General features: G+C 70.1%; 17 protein-coding genes. 12 read left to right on the forward strand and 5 right to left on the reverse strand.

What is annotated here, in order from left to right; all coding sequences use genetic code 11:
* The first annotated feature begins 54 nt into the window (after nucleotides 1–54).
* Nucleotides 55–1,299, forward strand: a complete 1,245-nt coding sequence (locus tag KIT89_RS02195) for an MFS transporter (RefSeq protein WP_297602859.1) — start codon at nucleotides 55–57, stop codon at nucleotides 1,297–1,299.
* Here KIT89_RS02195 and KIT89_RS02200 read toward each other — a convergent pair.
* Nucleotides 1,289–2,218 carry an ROK family protein gene (locus KIT89_RS02200; RefSeq protein WP_297602860.1) on the reverse strand — a complete coding sequence of 310 codons (930 nt, stop codon included), beginning with the start codon at nucleotides 2,216–2,218 and terminating at the stop codon, nucleotides 1,289–1,291. The two genes, KIT89_RS02195 and KIT89_RS02200, sit on opposite strands and share 11 nt — an antisense overlap.
* A gap of 162 nt (nucleotides 2,219–2,380) precedes the next feature.
* Here KIT89_RS02200 and KIT89_RS02205 point away from each other — a divergent pair, with 162 nt between their 5' ends.
* The 5 genes from KIT89_RS02205 to KIT89_RS02225 are packed head-to-tail and all read left to right on the forward strand — an operon-like array spanning nucleotide 2,381 to nucleotide 7,343.
* Nucleotides 2,381–3,397: a sugar-binding transcriptional regulator gene (locus tag KIT89_RS02205; protein ID WP_297602862.1), complete on the forward strand. Its 1,017-nt coding sequence runs from the start codon at nucleotides 2,381–2,383 to the stop codon at nucleotides 3,395–3,397.
* Nucleotides 3,394–4,407 (forward strand): deoxyribose-phosphate aldolase, encoded by a 1,014-nt coding sequence (gene deoC / locus KIT89_RS02210; protein WP_297602863.1) that lies wholly within the window; start codon nucleotides 3,394–3,396, stop codon nucleotides 4,405–4,407. The genes KIT89_RS02205 and deoC overlap by 4 nt, the downstream gene beginning before the upstream one ends.
* A 2-nt stretch (nucleotides 4,408–4,409) precedes the next feature.
* On the forward strand, nucleotides 4,410–5,906 hold the full coding sequence (locus KIT89_RS02215) for an aldehyde dehydrogenase family protein (RefSeq protein ID WP_297602864.1): 1,497 nt from the start codon (nucleotides 4,410–4,412) through the stop codon (nucleotides 5,904–5,906).
* Nucleotides 5,903–6,784 carry an aldehyde dehydrogenase family protein gene (locus KIT89_RS02220; protein ID WP_297602865.1) on the forward strand — a complete coding sequence of 294 codons (882 nt, stop codon included), beginning with the start codon at nucleotides 5,903–5,905 and terminating at the stop codon, nucleotides 6,782–6,784. The genes KIT89_RS02215 and KIT89_RS02220 overlap by 4 nt, the downstream gene beginning before the upstream one ends.
* 55 nt (nucleotides 6,785–6,839) lie before the next feature.
* Nucleotides 6,840–7,343, forward strand: a complete 504-nt coding sequence (locus KIT89_RS02225; protein ID WP_367275880.1) for a hypothetical protein — start codon at nucleotides 6,840–6,842, stop codon at nucleotides 7,341–7,343.
* A 364-nt stretch (nucleotides 7,344–7,707) separates the two neighbouring features.
* On the opposite strand, the gene KIT89_RS02230 is transcribed toward KIT89_RS02225, so the two are convergent.
* Nucleotides 7,708–8,703, reverse strand: a complete 996-nt coding sequence (locus KIT89_RS02230) for a ketopantoate reductase family protein (RefSeq protein WP_297602867.1) — start codon at nucleotides 8,701–8,703, stop codon at nucleotides 7,708–7,710.
* Nucleotides 8,704–8,745: 42 nt separating this feature from the next.
* Between KIT89_RS02230 and truB the strand changes: the two genes are divergently transcribed.
* On the forward strand, nucleotides 8,746–9,675 hold the full coding sequence (gene truB, locus KIT89_RS02235) for a tRNA pseudouridine(55) synthase TruB (RefSeq protein WP_297602868.1): 930 nt from the start codon (nucleotides 8,746–8,748) through the stop codon (nucleotides 9,673–9,675).
* The gene (locus tag KIT89_RS02240; protein WP_297602870.1) at nucleotides 9,672–10,049 is read left to right on the forward strand and encodes a hypothetical protein; all 378 of its coding nucleotides are present in this window, start codon (nucleotides 9,672–9,674) and stop codon (nucleotides 10,047–10,049) included. Before truB ends, KIT89_RS02240 begins: the two co-directional genes overlap by 4 nt.
* Nucleotides 10,050–10,059: 10 nt before the next feature.
* Here KIT89_RS02240 and KIT89_RS02245 read toward each other — a convergent pair whose 3' ends face one another.
* A complete protein-coding gene (locus KIT89_RS02245) occupies nucleotides 10,060–10,728 on the reverse strand; it encodes an HAD hydrolase-like protein (RefSeq protein ID WP_297602871.1) in 669 nt (222 codons plus the stop codon).
* A gap of 64 nt (nucleotides 10,729–10,792) precedes the next feature.
* On the opposite strand from KIT89_RS02245, the gene hemW reads away from it, so the two are divergent.
* Nucleotides 10,793–12,019, forward strand: coding sequence for a radical SAM family heme chaperone HemW (hemW, locus tag KIT89_RS02250; protein WP_297602872.1), 1,227 nt, complete (start codon nucleotides 10,793–10,795; stop codon nucleotides 12,017–12,019).
* A gap of 6 nt (nucleotides 12,020–12,025) precedes the next feature.
* Here the strand turns inward: hemW and KIT89_RS02255 are convergent, their stop codons facing one another.
* Nucleotides 12,026–12,397 (reverse strand): DUF4870 domain-containing protein, encoded by a 372-nt coding sequence (locus KIT89_RS02255; protein WP_297602873.1) that lies wholly within the window; start codon nucleotides 12,395–12,397, stop codon nucleotides 12,026–12,028.
* A gap of 68 nt (nucleotides 12,398–12,465) precedes the next feature.
* A complete protein-coding gene (locus KIT89_RS02260; RefSeq protein WP_297602874.1) occupies nucleotides 12,466–12,861 on the reverse strand; it encodes a DUF4870 domain-containing protein in 396 nt (131 codons plus the stop codon).
* A 217-nt stretch (nucleotides 12,862–13,078) separates the two neighbouring features.
* Here KIT89_RS02260 and hrcA point away from each other — a divergent pair, with 217 nt between their 5' ends.
* The 3 genes from hrcA to KIT89_RS02275 are packed head-to-tail and all read left to right on the forward strand — an operon-like array spanning nucleotide 13,079 to nucleotide 15,948.
* The gene (hrcA, locus tag KIT89_RS02265; protein ID WP_297602875.1) at nucleotides 13,079–14,098 is read left to right on the forward strand and encodes a heat-inducible transcriptional repressor HrcA; all 1,020 of its coding nucleotides are present in this window, start codon (nucleotides 13,079–13,081) and stop codon (nucleotides 14,096–14,098) included.
* Nucleotides 14,099–15,202, forward strand: coding sequence for a molecular chaperone DnaJ (dnaJ, locus tag KIT89_RS02270; protein ID WP_297602876.1), 1,104 nt, complete (start codon nucleotides 14,099–14,101; stop codon nucleotides 15,200–15,202).
* A 2-nt stretch (nucleotides 15,203–15,204) separates the two neighbouring features.
* The gene (locus tag KIT89_RS02275; protein WP_297602877.1) at nucleotides 15,205–15,948 is read left to right on the forward strand and encodes a 16S rRNA (uracil(1498)-N(3))-methyltransferase; all 744 of its coding nucleotides are present in this window, start codon (nucleotides 15,205–15,207) and stop codon (nucleotides 15,946–15,948) included.

Below are 15,948 nucleotides of genomic sequence, written 5' to 3' on the forward strand. Positions count from 1 at the left end.
GGCCTCCACTGTAGGCGCACGATGCGGCGCGCGCCCGAGCCTAGGATGGTGCGAGTGACCGACGCGCCCCTCAGCAAGCGCTCGGGGGTCATGCTCGGCATCACCGGCATTCTGCTCATCGCCGCCACCCTGCGGCTGCCCGTCGGGGCGCTCTCGCCCCTCGCCGTCGCCATCGACGCCGACATCGCCCTCTCGGCGACGGCCCTCGGCGTGCTCGGCATGCTGCCGCCGATCGGATTCGCGATCGCCGGGCTCACCGCGCCGAGCGTCGCGCACCGGCTCGGGCTCGAGCGCACCCTGTTGCTCGCGATCGTCGTCATGATCGCCGGAACCCTCGTGCGGGCCGCAGCGCCCGACTTCATCGCGCTCACCCTCGGCAGCCTGCTGCTGCTGCTCGGCGCCGGGTTCGGCAACGTGCTGCTGCCCTCAGCCGTCAAGCGCTACACGCCAGGCTCGATCGGCCCCATGACGGCGGCCTACGCCACGCTCATGTCGATCGGCTCAGCACTGCCCCCGCTGCTCGCCGTGCCGCTCGCCGACACCGCGGGGTGGCGCGTGTCGCTCGCCAGCTGGGCGATCATCGTCGGCGTGGCGCTCGTGCCGTGGATTCTGCTCGTCGTGTGCGCCGCGCGCACGAGAGTCGCAGCCCGCGCCGCCGCCGCGAACGGTGACGCGCTCGACGACATCGCCGAGCCCGACACTCACCGCTTCGCGCAGCTCGCGCGGTCGCGCACGGTGTGGGGCATCACGATTCCCTTCACGATCTCGAGCATCTCGGCCTATGTCACCTTCGCGCTGCTGCCCGTGATGCTGCAAGACCTCGCAGGGGTGACGGCCGCTGAAGCGGGCAGCCTGCTCGCGCTCTTCGCGATTCTCGGCATGCCGCTCGCCCTCGTCGCGCCCGTGCTCGCCGCGCGGTTGCGCACGCCGACCCCCATACTGTTCACCTCGATGCTGCTCTTCGCGATCGGCTACGGCGGTCTGCTCGCCGCCCCGGCCGCGGCGCCCGCGCTGTGGGTTGCCGCGATCGGGCTCGGGCAGATCACGTTTCCGATGTGCCTCGCGCTGTTCTCACTGCGCACGGCCTCTGCCGAGAACGCCGCCAACGTCAGCGGATTCGTGCAGACCGTCGGCTATGCGGTCGCCGCCGTCAGCCCGCTCGCGATCGGAGCCCTGCACGAGCTCACCGGGTCATGGGCGCCGAGCCTCATCGTGCTGCTCGCCATCGTGGCGCTCACCGTGCTCGCCATGCCGCTGCTCGCGAGGGGCAGCCTCGTCGAAGACGACCTCAGCCGATGAGGTCGGCGCGGTGCACGAGCGCCGCGGCACCGACGAGAGGCCCATCGCCGCTCAACCCCGAGGCCACGACGCGCGTCTTGGTGACGAAGCCGAAGTCGCTGTGCTCGGTCACCGCACGCTGCACGATGGCGATGTAGTCGTCGCTCACGTGGCTGAAGCCGCCGCCGATCGCGACGACGTCGAGGTCGACGAGCGCACTCGCGCTCGCGATCGCGCGGCCCACCGCGGTGGCCGAGCGCTCGATCGCCGCGAGCGCGGTCGCATCGCCCTCGCGGGCGGCGGCCGCGAGCTGCTCGCCCGTCTCGCCCGAGAAGCCGTGCTCGCGCGCCCACGCGACGGTGCGCGGGCCCGAGGCGATCGCCTCGAGGCAGCCGCGCGCTCCGCACGCGCAGACATCGTCGTGGTCCGCGACGGCGACATGACCGATGTGCCCGGCGTTGCCGGTCGGCCCGGCGACGACGCGGCCGCCGAGAATCAGCCCGCCGCCGACACCGGTCGACACGATCATGCCCATGACGTTCGACTCGCCCTGGGCGGCGCCGAGCCACACCTCGGCGAGGGCGATGCAGATGCCGTCCATGCGCAGCGTCACGGCGACCCCGGGCACCTGCTCGGCCACCAGGTCTGCGAGCGGGTAGTTCCTCCAGGCGGCCAGGTTCAAGGGCGAGACGTTGCCCGTCGTGCCCGCGATCGGGCCCGCGCTGCCGATGCCTGCGCCGAGCAGGGTCGCGTCGGCGGGCAGGGCTGCGAGGGCATCCCGCACCGCATCGGTCACCGCCGTCGCGAGCTGCTCAGACGTCGACGAGCCTCCCGTCGGCCGGCGGTGGCGCGACCCGGCGAGCACGGCGCCGTGCGCGTCGACGAGGCCGGCCTCGACCTTGGTGCCGCCGAGGTCGACGGCGAGGGCGTAGTCGGTCACGCAGGGTCCTTTCGAGAGGTCGGGCTGTCGTCACCAGCGTACTGAGGGTGGCGGGTGCCGCGATCGACCGGGATGCTCATCTGAGCACTCAGGCAACATATGTTGCTCATGCCGCACCGCCCGCCTAGCCTGAAAGCACCGCCGAGCACGACTGGAGTCTTCATGCCGCCCGCCGACAGCACCGCAGCCTCAGAGCTGCTCGCCGTGCGCGCCGCCGAGCTGTACTACGAAGAGAACAAGACGCAAGACGAGATTGGCGCCATTCTGCGCGTCACGCGGTGGAAGGTCGGCCGACTGCTCGCGCAAGCGCGCGAGCGCGGCATCATCCGCATCGAGATCGTGCACCCGCGTGCCCGCCGACTCGCGCTCGAGCGCGAACTCACCGCTCGCTTCGCGCTCAACGACGCCGTCGTCGTGCCGGCGCCGGTCGACGAGGTCGAGCTGCAGGCGCGCGTCGCCGAGGCCGCCGCCGACTACCTGGTGAGCCACCGGCCGATTCCGCGACTGCTCGGCGTCAGCTGGGGCCGCACGCTGCACCAGGTGGCCGAAGCGCTGCCGGTGGGCTGGTCGACGGGCGTCAACGTCGTGCAGATCAACGGGGGAGTCAGCCTCAGCAAGCGCCCCGGCACGGCCGCGAGCACCGCCGTCATGATCGCCCAGAAGGCCGGGGGGCAAGCCACCCTGCTGCCGACCCCCGCCATTCTCGAGCGGCTCGAGACGAAGAAGGCGATCGAAGGCGACCGCACCGTCAGCGGCGTCGTGCAGATGGCGCGCGGAGCCAACGCCTACCTCTACAGCGCGGGCGTCGCCGACACGAGCTCGGTGCACGTCGACAGCGGCTACCTGACAGCCGCCGACATCGCGCGGCTCGTCGAGCGCGGCGCCGTCGGCGACGTCATCGGTCGGTACATCACGGCTGACGGCACGATCGCCGACCCCGAATTGGATGCTCGCACCCTGGGCCTCAGCCTCGAAGAACTGCGTGCCTCACGCACGAGCATCCTCGTGATCGGCGGTGAGGCCAAGCACCCCGTCGCTCGCGCCATCGTCGCGCACGGTCTCTGCTCGGTGCTCGTCACCGACGAGCACACCGCCCGCGCCCTGCTCGGGCACGACGACGCGCACTCTGACGACCCCACCACTGACTCCAGCACCGCCTCTCGAGAGGACGCCTCATGACCATCGCCCATCCCGTCGGCCTCGCGCCGACGGATCGCGCCGAGCGGCTGCTCGGCGGCGACCTCACCGAGACCGCGCTGCGGCTGCACCTCGAAGGCCTCAGCGGAGTCGACGCCGTCGGTCTCGAGCAGCGGGCCGCGGGCCTCAGCACCCGGTCGATCAAGACCACGTCGAAGGCGTGGGCCCTCGACACCATCATTCGCACGTGCGACCTCACGACCCTCGAAGGGGCAGACACGCCCGGCAAGGTGCGGTCGCTCGTGGCGAAGGCGATCACGCCAGACGCCACCGACCTCACGACGCCGAGCGTCGCCGCAGTGTGCGTCTACGGCGACATGGTGCCCTACGCGGTCGAGGCGCTTGGCTCGCGCCACGGCGACCCCGACCAGGGCCTCGTGAGCGTCGCCGCCGTCGCCACGGCCTTCCCCTCCGGTCGCGCGAGTCTCGCGATCAAGCTCGCCGACACGCGCGAGGCCGTCGCGGCCGGTGCCGACGAGATCGACATGGTCATCGACCGCGGCGCCTTTCTCAGCGGGCAGTACGGGGTCGTGTTCGACCAGATCGTCGCCGTGAAAGAGGCCTGCGCGCGGCCCGACGGCTCGAGCGCACACCTCAAGGTCATTCTCGAGACCGGCGAGCTGCAGACCTACGACAACGTGAAGCGGGCATCCTGGTTGGCGATTCTCGCCGGAGCCGACTTCATCAAGACCTCGACGGGCAAGGTGAGCCCCGCGGCCACGCTGCCCGTCACGCTGCTCATGCTCGAAGTCATTCGCGACTGGCACCGCCTCACGGGCGAGAAGGTCGGCATGAAGCCCGCCGGCGGCATCCGGTCGTCGAAAGACGCCGTGCGCTACCTCGTCACGGTCGCCGAGACGGTCGGCGAAGAGTGGCTCACACCGCACCTGTGGCGGTTCGGGGCCTCGAGCCTCGTCAACGATGTGCTGCTGCAGCGGCAGAAGATGCGAACCGGTCACTACAGTGGCCCCGACTACGTGACGGTGGACTGATCATGGCCTTTCTCGAGTATGCGGCGGCCCCCGAGTCGCCCTCGATTCTGAACCTCAAGGCGCAGTACGGCCTCTTCATCGACGGCGAGTTCGTTGACGGCCACGGCGACGTGTTCGACACGATCTCACCGGCCACCGAAGAGGTCATCGCGAGCATCGCGCAGGCCACGGCGGGCGACGTGAACACCGCCGTTGCCGCCGCGCGCCGTGCCTACGAGAAGACGTGGTCGCGCATGTCGGGCAGTGATCGGGGCAAGTACTTGTTCCGCATCGCGCGGCTCATCCAAGAGCGATCGCGAGAGCTCGCCGTCGCTGAGAGCCTCGACAACGGCAAGCCGATTCGCGAGACGCGAGACGTCGACGTGCCGCTCGTGGCCGCCTGGTTCTTCTACTACGCGGGCTGGGCAGACAAGCTCGACTACGCGGGCCTCGGCCCGAACCCCCGCGCACTCGGTGTGGCCGCGCAGGTGATTCCGTGGAACTTTCCGCTGCTCATGCTCGCCTGGAAGATCGCTCCGGCGCTCGCGGCCGGCAACACCGTCGTCATCAAGCCCGCCGAGACCACGTCGCTCACGGCGATGCTGTTCGGCGAGATTCTGCAGCAGGCCGACCTTCCGCCCGGCGTCGTCAACATCGTGACGGGCCCCGGCCCGACCGGTCAGGCGCTCGTGACGCACGACGACGTCAACAAGGTGGCGTTCACCGGCTCGACGGGCGTGGGGCGCATGATCGCGCGCCAGGTCGCGGGAACGAACAAGAAGCTCACCCTCGAGCTCGGTGGCAAGGCCGCGAACATCGTCTTCGACGACGCTCCGATGGATCAGGCGATCGAGGGCATCGTCAACGGCATCTTCTTCAACCAGGGGCATGTCTGCTGCGCCGGCTCGAGGCTGCTCGTGCAGGAGAACGTGCACGATGAGGTCATCGACCGGCTCAAAGCGCGGCTCTCGACGCTGCGCATGGGCGACCCGCTCGACAAGAACACCGACATCGGTGCGATCAACTCGGCGGCGCAGCTCGAACGCATCCGCACGCTGAGCGACACGGGCGAGAACGAGGGCGCCGAGCGCTGGACGGCCGACTGCCGTATTCCCGACAAGGGCTTCTGGTTCGCGCCGACGATCTTCACCAAGGTGAGCGCGGCGCACACGATCGCCCGTGAAGAGATCTTCGGGCCCGTGCTGTCGGTGCTGACCTTCCGCACGCCGGCCGAGGCGATCACGAAGGCGAACAACACGCCATACGGCCTCTCGGCGGGAATCTGGACGGAGAAGGGCAGCCGCATGCTGGCCCTCGTCGACCAGCTCAAGGCCGGCGTCGTGTGGGCGAACACGTTCAACCGGTTCGACCCCGCGTCGCCCTTCGGCGGCTACAAAGAGTCGGGCTACGGCCGCGAGGGCGGCCGGCACGGCCTGGCCGCCTACCTCGAGTCGAGCGGGTGGGAGGCGCCCGACGCGGTCAGAGCGCCCCAGAAGAAGCGAAAGGCGGTCGCGAAGTGAGCCGACTCACCGTGCCCAAGACCTACAAGCTGTACATCGGCGGCAAGTTTCCGCGCAGTGAGAGCGGCCGCACCTACGAGGTGCTGTCGGCGTCGGGCGACTTCCTCGCCAACGCCGCTCAAGCGTCGCGCAAGGATGCTCGCGATGCCGTGGTCGCGGCTCGCGGCGCCGTCTCAGGGTGGGCGGGCGCCACGGCCTACAATCGCGGCCAGGTGATCTACCGCATCGCCGAGCTGCTCGAGGGGCGTCGCGCGCAGTTCGTCGACGAGATCGTGCAGTCTGAGGGCGTGTCGGCCGCCGTCGCGGCCGCTCAGGTCGATGCGGCGATCGACGTGTGGGTCTGGTACGCCGGGTGGGCCGACAAGTTCGCGCAGGTCGCCGGCAACGCGAACCCGGTGTCTGGGCCGTACTTCAACCTCTCGGTGCCCGAACCCACGGGAGTGGCGGTGAGCGTCGCCCCCCAGGCTCCGACGGGTGCGTCGCTGCTGGGCCTCGTCTCGGTGGTCGCACCGATCATCCTCACGGGCAACACTGTGGTCGTGATTGCGCACGAGCAGGCGCCGCTGTCGGCGATCTCGTTGAGCGAGGTGCTCGCGACCTCGGATGTTCCTGGGGGAGTCGTCAACATTCTCACAGGCTCGCCCGCCGAGATCATGCCGTGGCTCGCCGCGCACGCCGACGTGAACGCGCTCGACCTGGCGGGAGCCAGCGAGCTCACCGGGTCGAAGGGCGAGACCTGGGTCGACCTGCAGCTCGCGGCAGCCGAGACGCTCAAGCGGGTGCTGACGCCCGTGCAGGGCGTGCCGGTGCCGTCGCTCGACCGCATCTCGGCGTTCGTCGAGACGAAGACGGTCTGGCACACCAAGTCGATGGCGTGAGGCTCTGGACCCGCAGCACGTTCAGCGACGATTGAGCAGATCTCGATAGCGTGGTGTGACCGACGCTACTGAGGGGGAATGCTCGATGCTCGACGGCCTGCGCGACTGGACTGATGCGACCGACCCGGTGTGGCAATGGGTGGTGGTGATGATCGCGGGGGCGATTCCGTTCGTCGAGTCGTACTTCGCCGGCCCGCTCGGAGTGCTGGCAGGCATGCTTCCCGCCCTCGCCATCGCGGCCGCCATTGTCGGCAACATCATCTCGATGGTGCTCGTCGTGCTGCTGAGTGGGCGCGTGCGCTCGGCGACGGGTGCTGATGAGCGCGAGCTCTCGCCGCGGCGCGAGCGCTTCAAGCAGCGGTTCGACCGCTGGGGGGTTCCGGGGGTGAGCCTGCTCGGCCAGACGCTGCTGCCGAGCCAGATCACGTCTGGCCTCATGGTCGGGTTCGGCGCCTCCCGCCGACAGGTCATCATCTGGCAGATTGTGTCGATCGCCCTGTGGGGCATCGGGTTCGGGCTGCTCGCCGTCGGTGGAGTCGCCCTGCTCGAGATGCGCTGAGTCGCCCTGCCGGCAACCACCTCTGCGCACCGCGCACCTGCCCCGCACCGCACCTCGCCCCTGCCGCACCCCGCACCTGCCGCACCTCGCACCTCGCACCTTCGACCCTCGCCCCTCGCCCGTTCGCCCCTCGCCAGGGACGCTGCACTCATATCCCCGCCTGTCTTTCCCAGACTTCAACAACTACGGAACGATATGAATCGTGTTCATCTACCTCCGTAGTTGTTGAAGTCTGTCTCGGGGTTGGCCTTCCTCCCGCGGGCGCGCCGAAGACCGCTGCCGCTGTCGCGGCCACGTGCGCAGCCGAAGCCGTCATCGCAGCCGGCGTGGATGCCCGCTGCGTGAATGCCCGCTGCGTGAATGCTCACTGCATTGCAGGGATCACCGCAACGACTTCGCATGGGTCGAGGAACCTGCCTGACCGCTCGACGTCGTGCACGAGACTCACGAGCGCCGCGTTCACCGGCGTCGGCACAGCGTGGCGGGCGCCGAGGTCGACGATCACGCCGTTGATCGCGTCGACCTCGGTCGTGCGACCGCGGCGGATGCTCTGCAGCATCGACGCGGGGTTGGGCACGTCGCCCATACCGGCGGCGAGCTGCTGGGCGAGCGCAGCGGCCGCGGCGATGCCGCCCGAGCGCACGGCGGCGACGGCATCAGCATCCACCGCTCCGATGCGGCCCCAGCGCACGCCGACCGCGTCGCCGACCGCGACGGTCTCGACCATGCCGCGAGCGAGCACGCCGCGCAGGGACGGGTCGCCGACCGTCTGCTGCACGCTGAGGCCCGTGATGGCGGGCAGCGCATTCACCTGGTTGACGAGCAGCTTCGTGAACTGGGCTCCGTGGATGTCGTCGGCGACGACGAGCTCGGCGGGCAGCGCGGCGCGCACGAGAGGCTCGGCGACGGCGACGGCGGCCGGGTCGCCGCCGAGGGTGAGCCCGTTCGGCCCGGTCACCGAGATGGGGCCGGGGCCTACGAGGCTCACCGCGAAGAGCGCCAAGCCGATCGCGACGGGGGAGTGCGGCAGGGCGCTCCGCACCGCCCGCTCACCCTCGAGGCCGTTCTGCAGCACGAGCACCGGCGTGCCGTCGTGCGCGGCCCAGGGTGCGAGCGCCTCGACAGAGTCGTGCGCCTTCGTCGCCAGCACGAGCAGGTCGAGAGGCGGGTTTGGGATGCTCGAGACAACCTGCACCGACGCCACCCACTCGCCCCACCCGCCGTCCACGCGCACCCCGTCTCGGGCGATCGCCTCTGCATGCTCGCCGCGCGCGCTCACGAGCACCTCGTGCCCCGCACGCGCGGTCAGAGCGGCCATGAGGCCGCCGACCGCGCCTGCTCCGATCACCGCGATGCGCATGCTCGCCAGCCTAGGCCGGGCAGCCGCGCTACCGTTGATCTCGTGACCACCGGCCTGCTGCTCGTCGACAAGCCGCAGGGCCTCACGAGCCACGACGTCGTCGCCCGCGCACGTCGAGCACTCAGCACGCGCAAAGTCGGCCACGCCGGCACTCTCGACCCCATGGCCACGGGGTTGCTCACCCTCGGAGTCGGCCCCGCCACGCGCCTGCTCACCTACCTCGTCGGGCTCGACAAGACCTACGAGACCACGATGCTGCTCGGCGCCGCGACGACGACCGACGACGCCGAGGGCGAGGTAGTCACGACGGCCGACGCCGCGACCGTCGCCGCGGTCACCGACGACCAGGTGGCGGTGGGCATCCGCGCCCTCACCGGCGAGATCGACCAGCGGCCCAGCTCGGTGAGCGCGATCAAGGTCGACGGGCGCCGGGCTTACGACCGCGTTCGCGCGGGCGAAGCAGTCGAGCTCGCGTCGCGCCGCGTCACCATCAGCACGTTCGACGTTCTCGCCGTGCGTCGAACCGCGTCGGGCATCGAGGTGGATGCTCGCATCGACTGCAGCTCGGGCACCTACATCCGCGCCCTCGCGCGCGACCTCGGGGCCGCCCTCGGCCTCGGCGGGCACCTCACCGCGCTGCGGCGCACGCGCGTGGGCCCCTTCGACGTGGCCGACGCGGTGAGCCTCGAGGCGCTGGCCGAGGGCGGTGCGAGCCTGCTCGAGTCTCCGGCTGCGGTCGCCGCGCGCCTGCTCCCGGTGCTCGAGGTCGACGCCGCGCAAGCCCGCGACCTCGGGCACGGCAAGCTGCTGGCCCTGCCCGGGCATTCCGACACCGAGCCGGTCGCCGCCGTGCAGCGGGGTGCCGGCGGCGAGCATCCCGACCGCCTCGTCGCGCTCATCAGCGTGCACGAGGGGCGCGGTCGTACGCTGGTCGGGTTTCCGCACGACAGCGCTCAGGAGGCCCCGCAGTGATCGAGTGGTTCACCACGATCGCCATCATCGTCTCGCTCATCGCCGGCCTCGCGGCGCTCGTGCTGGGGGGCATCGGCCGCAAGCCAGACGACTACAGCGTGCTGCCGACCGCGGCCGTCGCGCTCGTGCTGCTCGTGCAGATCGTCATCGGCATCGTGGCGCCCTTCGTCGGCAACGAGCCCACGGGCGACCTCGTCGAATGGTGGATCTACCTCGTCACCGCCCTCGTGCTGCCCCTCGCATCGATCGCCTGGGCGCTCGTCGACCGCACCCGCTGGGCCACCGTCGTCATGGGAGTCGCCAGCCTCGCCGTCGCCGTCATGCTCTACCGCATGCAGCAGATCTGGTTCGTGCAGGGCCTGCCGATCGGCTGACGGCCCAGCCCTACAGGGCGTCGATCGCGTCGAGCACCGCGTCGAGCGAGTCGGCCAGGTCTGCGACGACGAGCACGGCATTCGTCTCGCGCAGGTCGTCGACCGTGAACACGCCCGTCGCGACGCCGATGAACGGCAGCCCCGCGGCCGTCGCGGCCTCGTCGTCGCGCGGCGTGTCTCCGATGATGACGAGCGTGTCGTCTGGCAGGGCAGCCCGAGCCGCGGCGGTGATCTCGCTGCGGTCGCGGGCCGTCGCGCCGAAGAACGAGCGATCCCAGTCGAACCACTCGGGCCCGAGCCCCGCGCCCTCGAGCTTGACGCGGGCGCGCACGAGTGAGTTGCCCGTCAACAGGGCGTTGTGCCAGCCGCGGGCGGCGACCGCGGTGAGGGCATCCACCACCCCCGGCGCAGGCTCACGCCGATCGCCCGCCTGCGCCCGCTCGATCGACAGCTCGTCGAGCACGGCGCGTGCGCGCTCGTGCCAGCGGTCGTCGAAGCCGAAGTGGGCGAGAATCTCGCTGAGGATGAGCCCGTCGGGCTTGCCGTGCGTGCGCGGGAGTGGTGGGTGCAGCTCGCGGCCCACGGTGCGCTCGACGGCGGTGTGGTAGAGCTCGCCGCCCCCGCCGAACGAGTTCAGCAGCAGGGTTCCGTCGACATCCCAGAGAATCGTGGTGGTCACCCGTCTACCCTGGCAGAGCCGAGCGGCCGTCGTGTTGCGCGACGGAGCCTGGGAGTATAGGCGGGTGCCCAGCGCCTTGCCCCTCGCCGACCCGGCCCCCGACGACGGGTTGCTGCCGTCGAGTGCGCTCGACGGCATCGAGCAGCGCGACTTCGGCGTGTACCTGCACGTGCCCTTCTGCCGCGTGCGCTGCGGGTACTGCGACTTCAACACCTATACCGCCGACGAGATTCGCGGAGTCAAGCAGAGCGACTTCGCTGACCAGGCGATCGCCGAAGTCGTCTTCGCCGCGCGAGTGCTCGAGGCCTCGGGCGCACAGTCGCGACCCGCGAGCACGGTCTTCTTCGGGGGAGGCACGCCCACGCTGCTGCCGGCCGACGACCTGCGCCGCATGCTCGACGCCGTGCGAACCACCTGGGGCCTCGCCGAGGGTGCCGAGGTCACGACCGAGGCGAACCCCGACTCGATCGATGATGCGGGCATCGACAGCCTCGCCGCTGCGGGCTTCACGCGGCTCAGCGTCGGCATGCAGTCGGCCGTGCCGCACGTGCTCGCGACCCTCGAGCGCACGCACGACCCCGCCAATGTGGGGCGCGTCGTCGCCGCGGCCAGACGGTCGGGGCTCGCCGTGAGCCTCGACCTCATCTACGGCACCCCCGGCGAGTCGCTCGACGACTGGCACCGCAGTCTCGACGAGGCGCTGGCCCTCGAGCCTGACCACCTCAGCGCCTACGCGCTCATCGTCGAGCCGGGCACGAAGCTCGCGCGGCAGATCGCGCGGGGCGAGGTGGCGCCCGTCGACGACGATCTGCACGCTGTCTTCTACGAGGCGGCCGATGCCCAACTGGCGGCTGCCGGCCTCGACTGGTACGAGGTGAGCAACTGGGCGACGGCCCCCGAGCACCGCTCACGGCACAATCGCGCCTACTGGACGGGCCACGACTGGTGGGGAGTCGGCCCGGGCGCCCACAGCCACGTCGGCGGCGTGCGCTGGTGGAACGTCAAGCACCCCGCCGCCTACGCCGAGCGCCTCGCGCGAGCAGTGAGCCCCGCGGCCGGGCGCGAGACCCTCGACACCGAGACGCGCCGCATCGAGCACGTGCTGCTGCAGACCCGCCTTCGCGAAGGAGTGTCGACGGATGCTCTCACCGCGCTCGGCCGCCGCAACGTGGCCGGGCTCATCGCCGATGGGCTCGTCGAGCCGGGCCCAGCTCTGCGCGGCACCGTCGTGCTCACGCTGCGCGGGCGCCTGCTGGCCGACGGCGTCGTCAGACGGCTGCTGCCCGACTGAGGCCCGCTACTTGATGAACGGGATCGTGAGCGGGTAGAGGTAGGCCTCGCCGCGGTTGGCCGCGATCGCCGCGATGATCGACAGCACGATGATGAGCACGCTCACCGCGATGATGATGAGTATGCCGACGATGAGCCACGCCGTGATCGCACCGATTGCGGCGGCGATGACCATCGTGAGCTGAAAGTTGAGAGCCGTCGCGGTGTGACCGCGCACGAACGGGCCGCGGTTGCCCAGCACGAGAAAGCCGATGAGCGCCGGAACGAAGCCGAAGAAGATGCCGCCGACGTGCACGAGAGTGGCCCAGAGCTTCTCATCGGCGGGGCTCATCGGCTGCGGTGCGGCGGCGTACGGGTTGGCAGGAGGCTGATCGGTCATGCGGCCATTAAACACCCGAGGGGCCCGGCCGTGGTGGCCGAACCCCTCGAAGCGTCGAACGCGGTGGACTACTTGACGAGTCGAATCGCGATCGGGTAGCGGTAGGCGATGCCGTCTTTGGCCTTCGTGAAGCCGATGATCGAGAAGATCACCGCACCGATCCAGACGAGCGGGGTGAGGAGGCCGAGCAGGCCGCCGAGGCCGAACGTGAACGCGGCGATGATCCAGCTCAGCACGTTGACCGCGATGTAGGCGATCAGCACGGTGATCTGAAAGTTCAGCGCCTCTTTCGACTCTTCACGCGTGAACGCGCCGCGGTCTTTGAAGACGAGGAAGATGATGAGCGAGGGCAGGATGCCCAGGATGCCGCCGAGGTGCGCGAACGACGCCCACTGACGGTCTTCGGCCTCGCTCAGCGGCGCGGCCGGCGCGGGAGCGGCGGGGGGAGGGGTCTGGTCAGTCATGGGTGCTGCCTTTCAATGATCCGATTGCGGACGGTGTTTCCCGGGGTGGAGCACGAATGTGCGACGCAACGGTGCGGTGCGGCATTCACCATCATCGGCGCGAGCACGAGGCAAACCTAGCGCGCGCATCACGGTTCGGCAACGACCACCTCTCTGTGTCGCGGGGTAGAATTGGCAGTCGTCAACAGTGAGTGCCAGTCATCGAGGGGAGTCGGCCATGGTCTCAGAACGTGCACTGCACGTGCTGCGCGCGATCGTGCACGACTACGTCTCGTCGCGCGAGCCGGTCGGCTCGAAGGCCATCGTCGACCGGCACCAGTTCGGGGTCTCTGCCGCGACGATTCGCAACGACATGGCGATTCTCGAAGAAGAAGAGCTCATCGCCGCGCCCCACACCTCGTCGGGTCGCGTGCCCACCGACAAGGGCTACCGGGTGTTCGTCGACCAGTTCGCCGACCTCAAGCCGCTCAGCGCGGCGCAACGGCTCGCGATTCAGCAGTTTCTCGACCAGTCGGTCGACCTCGACGACGTCTTCGCCCGCACGGTGCGCCTGCTCTCGCACCTGACGAATCAGGTCGCCCTCGTGCAGTACCCCACGTTGGGCAACGCGCGCGTGCAGCACATCGAGCTCGTGCCGATGAGCGCGACGCGCCTCATGACGGTCTTCATCACCGACGGCGGCCGAGTCGACCAGCGCATCATCGAACTGCCGGTCGAAGCCGACGAGGTCTTCGTCGGCGAGCTGCGGGCCAAGCTCAACTCGACGCTCGCGGGGCGCGCGCTCAGCGATGTGACCGACGTCGCGGCAACGCTCGGCGAGCAGTTCGCCCCCGACCGCCGCCCCGCCGTCTCGGTCATCGGCGAAGCGCTCGTGGGGCACGTGGATGCGCATCGTTCAGACCGGCTCGTCATGGCGGGGGCGGCGAACCTGGTGCGCACCGAGGGCGACTTCGCGGGCAGCGTCTACCCCGTGCTCGAGGCGCTCGAAGAGCAGGTGACCCTGCTCAAGCTCTTCAGCGAGATGCAGGTCGACGAGAAGGGCGTGTCGGCGCGCATCGGCCGCGAGAACGACGAAGCGCTCAAAGAGACCGCGGTCGTCACGAGCGCGTATCGCGTGGGGGGCGACAACACGGCCAAGCTCGGCGTGCTCGGGCCCACCCGCATGGACTACTCGAACAACATGGCAGCGGTTCGAGCCGTAGCGCGCTACGTGTCTCGACTGCTCGGTGAGGAATAAGTGGCAGACCATTACGAGGTGCTCGGCATCGACCGGCAGGCGAGCGCCGACGAGATCAAGAAGGCCTATCGGCGGCTCGCCCGTGAGCTGCACCCCGACGTCAACCCGAGCGGTGACGCGGCCGAGCGGTTCAAGCAGGTCACGCACGCCTACGACGTGCTGAGCGACCCGCAGCAGCGGCAGCAGTACGACCTCGGCGGGTCGGGCGGCTTCGGCGGGGCATCCGGATTCGGCGGATTCGGCGACATCTTCGAGACGTTCTTCGGCGGCGCTCAGCAGCAGCGCGGTCCGCGCAGCCGCCGCGAGCGCGGTCAAGACGCCCTGCTGCGGGTCGAGGTCGAGCTCGACGAGATCGTCTTCGGCACGACGCGGCAGCTCGAGGTCGACACGGCGATTCTCTGCTCGACGTGCGAAGGCTCATGCTGCTCGCCCGGTACGAGCCCGCAAACCTGCGACATCTGTCGCGGCTCCGGCCAGATTCAGCGCACCGTGCGCAGCCTGCTCGGCAACGTCATGACGTCGAGCCCGTGCGGCACCTGCCGCGGCTACGGCACCGTGATTCCGAGCCCGTGCCCCTCGTGCGCCGGGCAGGGCCGCGTGCGTGCACGCCGCGCGATTCCGGTCGACATTCCGGCCGGCGTCGACACCGGGGTGCGCATCCAGCTGCCCGGTCAGGGCGAGGTCGGCCCCGCGGGCGGCCCCAACGGCGACCTCTACCTCGAGATCAAGGTGGCCACGCACGAGACCTTCAGCCGCAGCGGCGACGACCTGCTCGCCACCGTCGAAGTGCAGATGGCCGACGCCATTCTCGGCACCACCGTCACGCTGCCAGGACTCGACGGTGACGTGCCCGTCGAGATCAAGCCGGGCACGCAGAGCGCCGAGATCATCACCGTGAAAGAACGCGGCATCACGCGACTGCGCGGCTCGGGTCGGGGCGACCTCAAGATCGGCGTGCAGGTCGTGACACCCGTGCGCTTGAACGCGAAAGAGACCGAGCTCATCAGACAGTTCGCCTCGAGCAGGCGACCGGTGCCTCCCCAGTTCTCGACCTTCCAGCAGGGCATCTTCTCGAAGCTCCGCGACCGCTTCTTGAACCTCTAGCCGTGGCGCACTTCTACCTCGAGTCGACGCTGAGCGAGCAGCTCGGTGTCGACGAGAACGTGGTGCACCTGCGCGACCCCGATGCTCGGCACGCCGTCACCGTCGCGCGCGTGCGGGTCGGCGAGCCGTTGCGGCTCGGCGACGGCGCCGGGCTCGTCGTGCACGCAGTGGTCGCGAGCATCGAGCCGGGCGACCTCGCACTCGAGGTCGAGCGCGTCGAACGATACGAGCGGCCGAGCCCGAGCATCCACCTCGTGCAGGCGCTCGCGAAAGGCGACCGAGACGAACTCGCCCTGCAGGCGGCGACCGAGCTGGGAGTCGACGCGGTGATTCCGTGGCAGGCGGCGCGCAGCGTCTCGCGCTGGGATGCCGCGAAGGCGGTGAAGGGTCGCGAACGCTGGCAGACGATCGCGCGCGAGGCCAGCAAGCAATCGATGCGACCGTGGATGCCCGAAGTGCAGCCCCTCGTCACCACCACCCAGCTCGTGGCGCGGGCTGCCGACTCGACCGTGCTCGTGCTCGACCCCGCCTCAGACCACCCGCTCACCTCGGTCACCGCGCACGACCTCGGGCATCGCGATGTGCTCGTCGTCGTCGGGCCCGAGGGCGGCATCACCCCTGACGAGCTGCTCGCGTTCACCACCGCCGGCGCTCGCTGCGTGCGCCTCGGTGCGAGCGTGCTGCGCACCTCGACGGCGGGCCCCGCGGCGATCGCCGTGCTCTCGGCTGCGCTCGGCCGCTGGTAG

This window comes from Microcella sp., assembly GCF_025808395.1.
Taxonomy (GTDB): domain Bacteria; phylum Actinomycetota; class Actinomycetes; order Actinomycetales; family Microbacteriaceae; genus Microcella.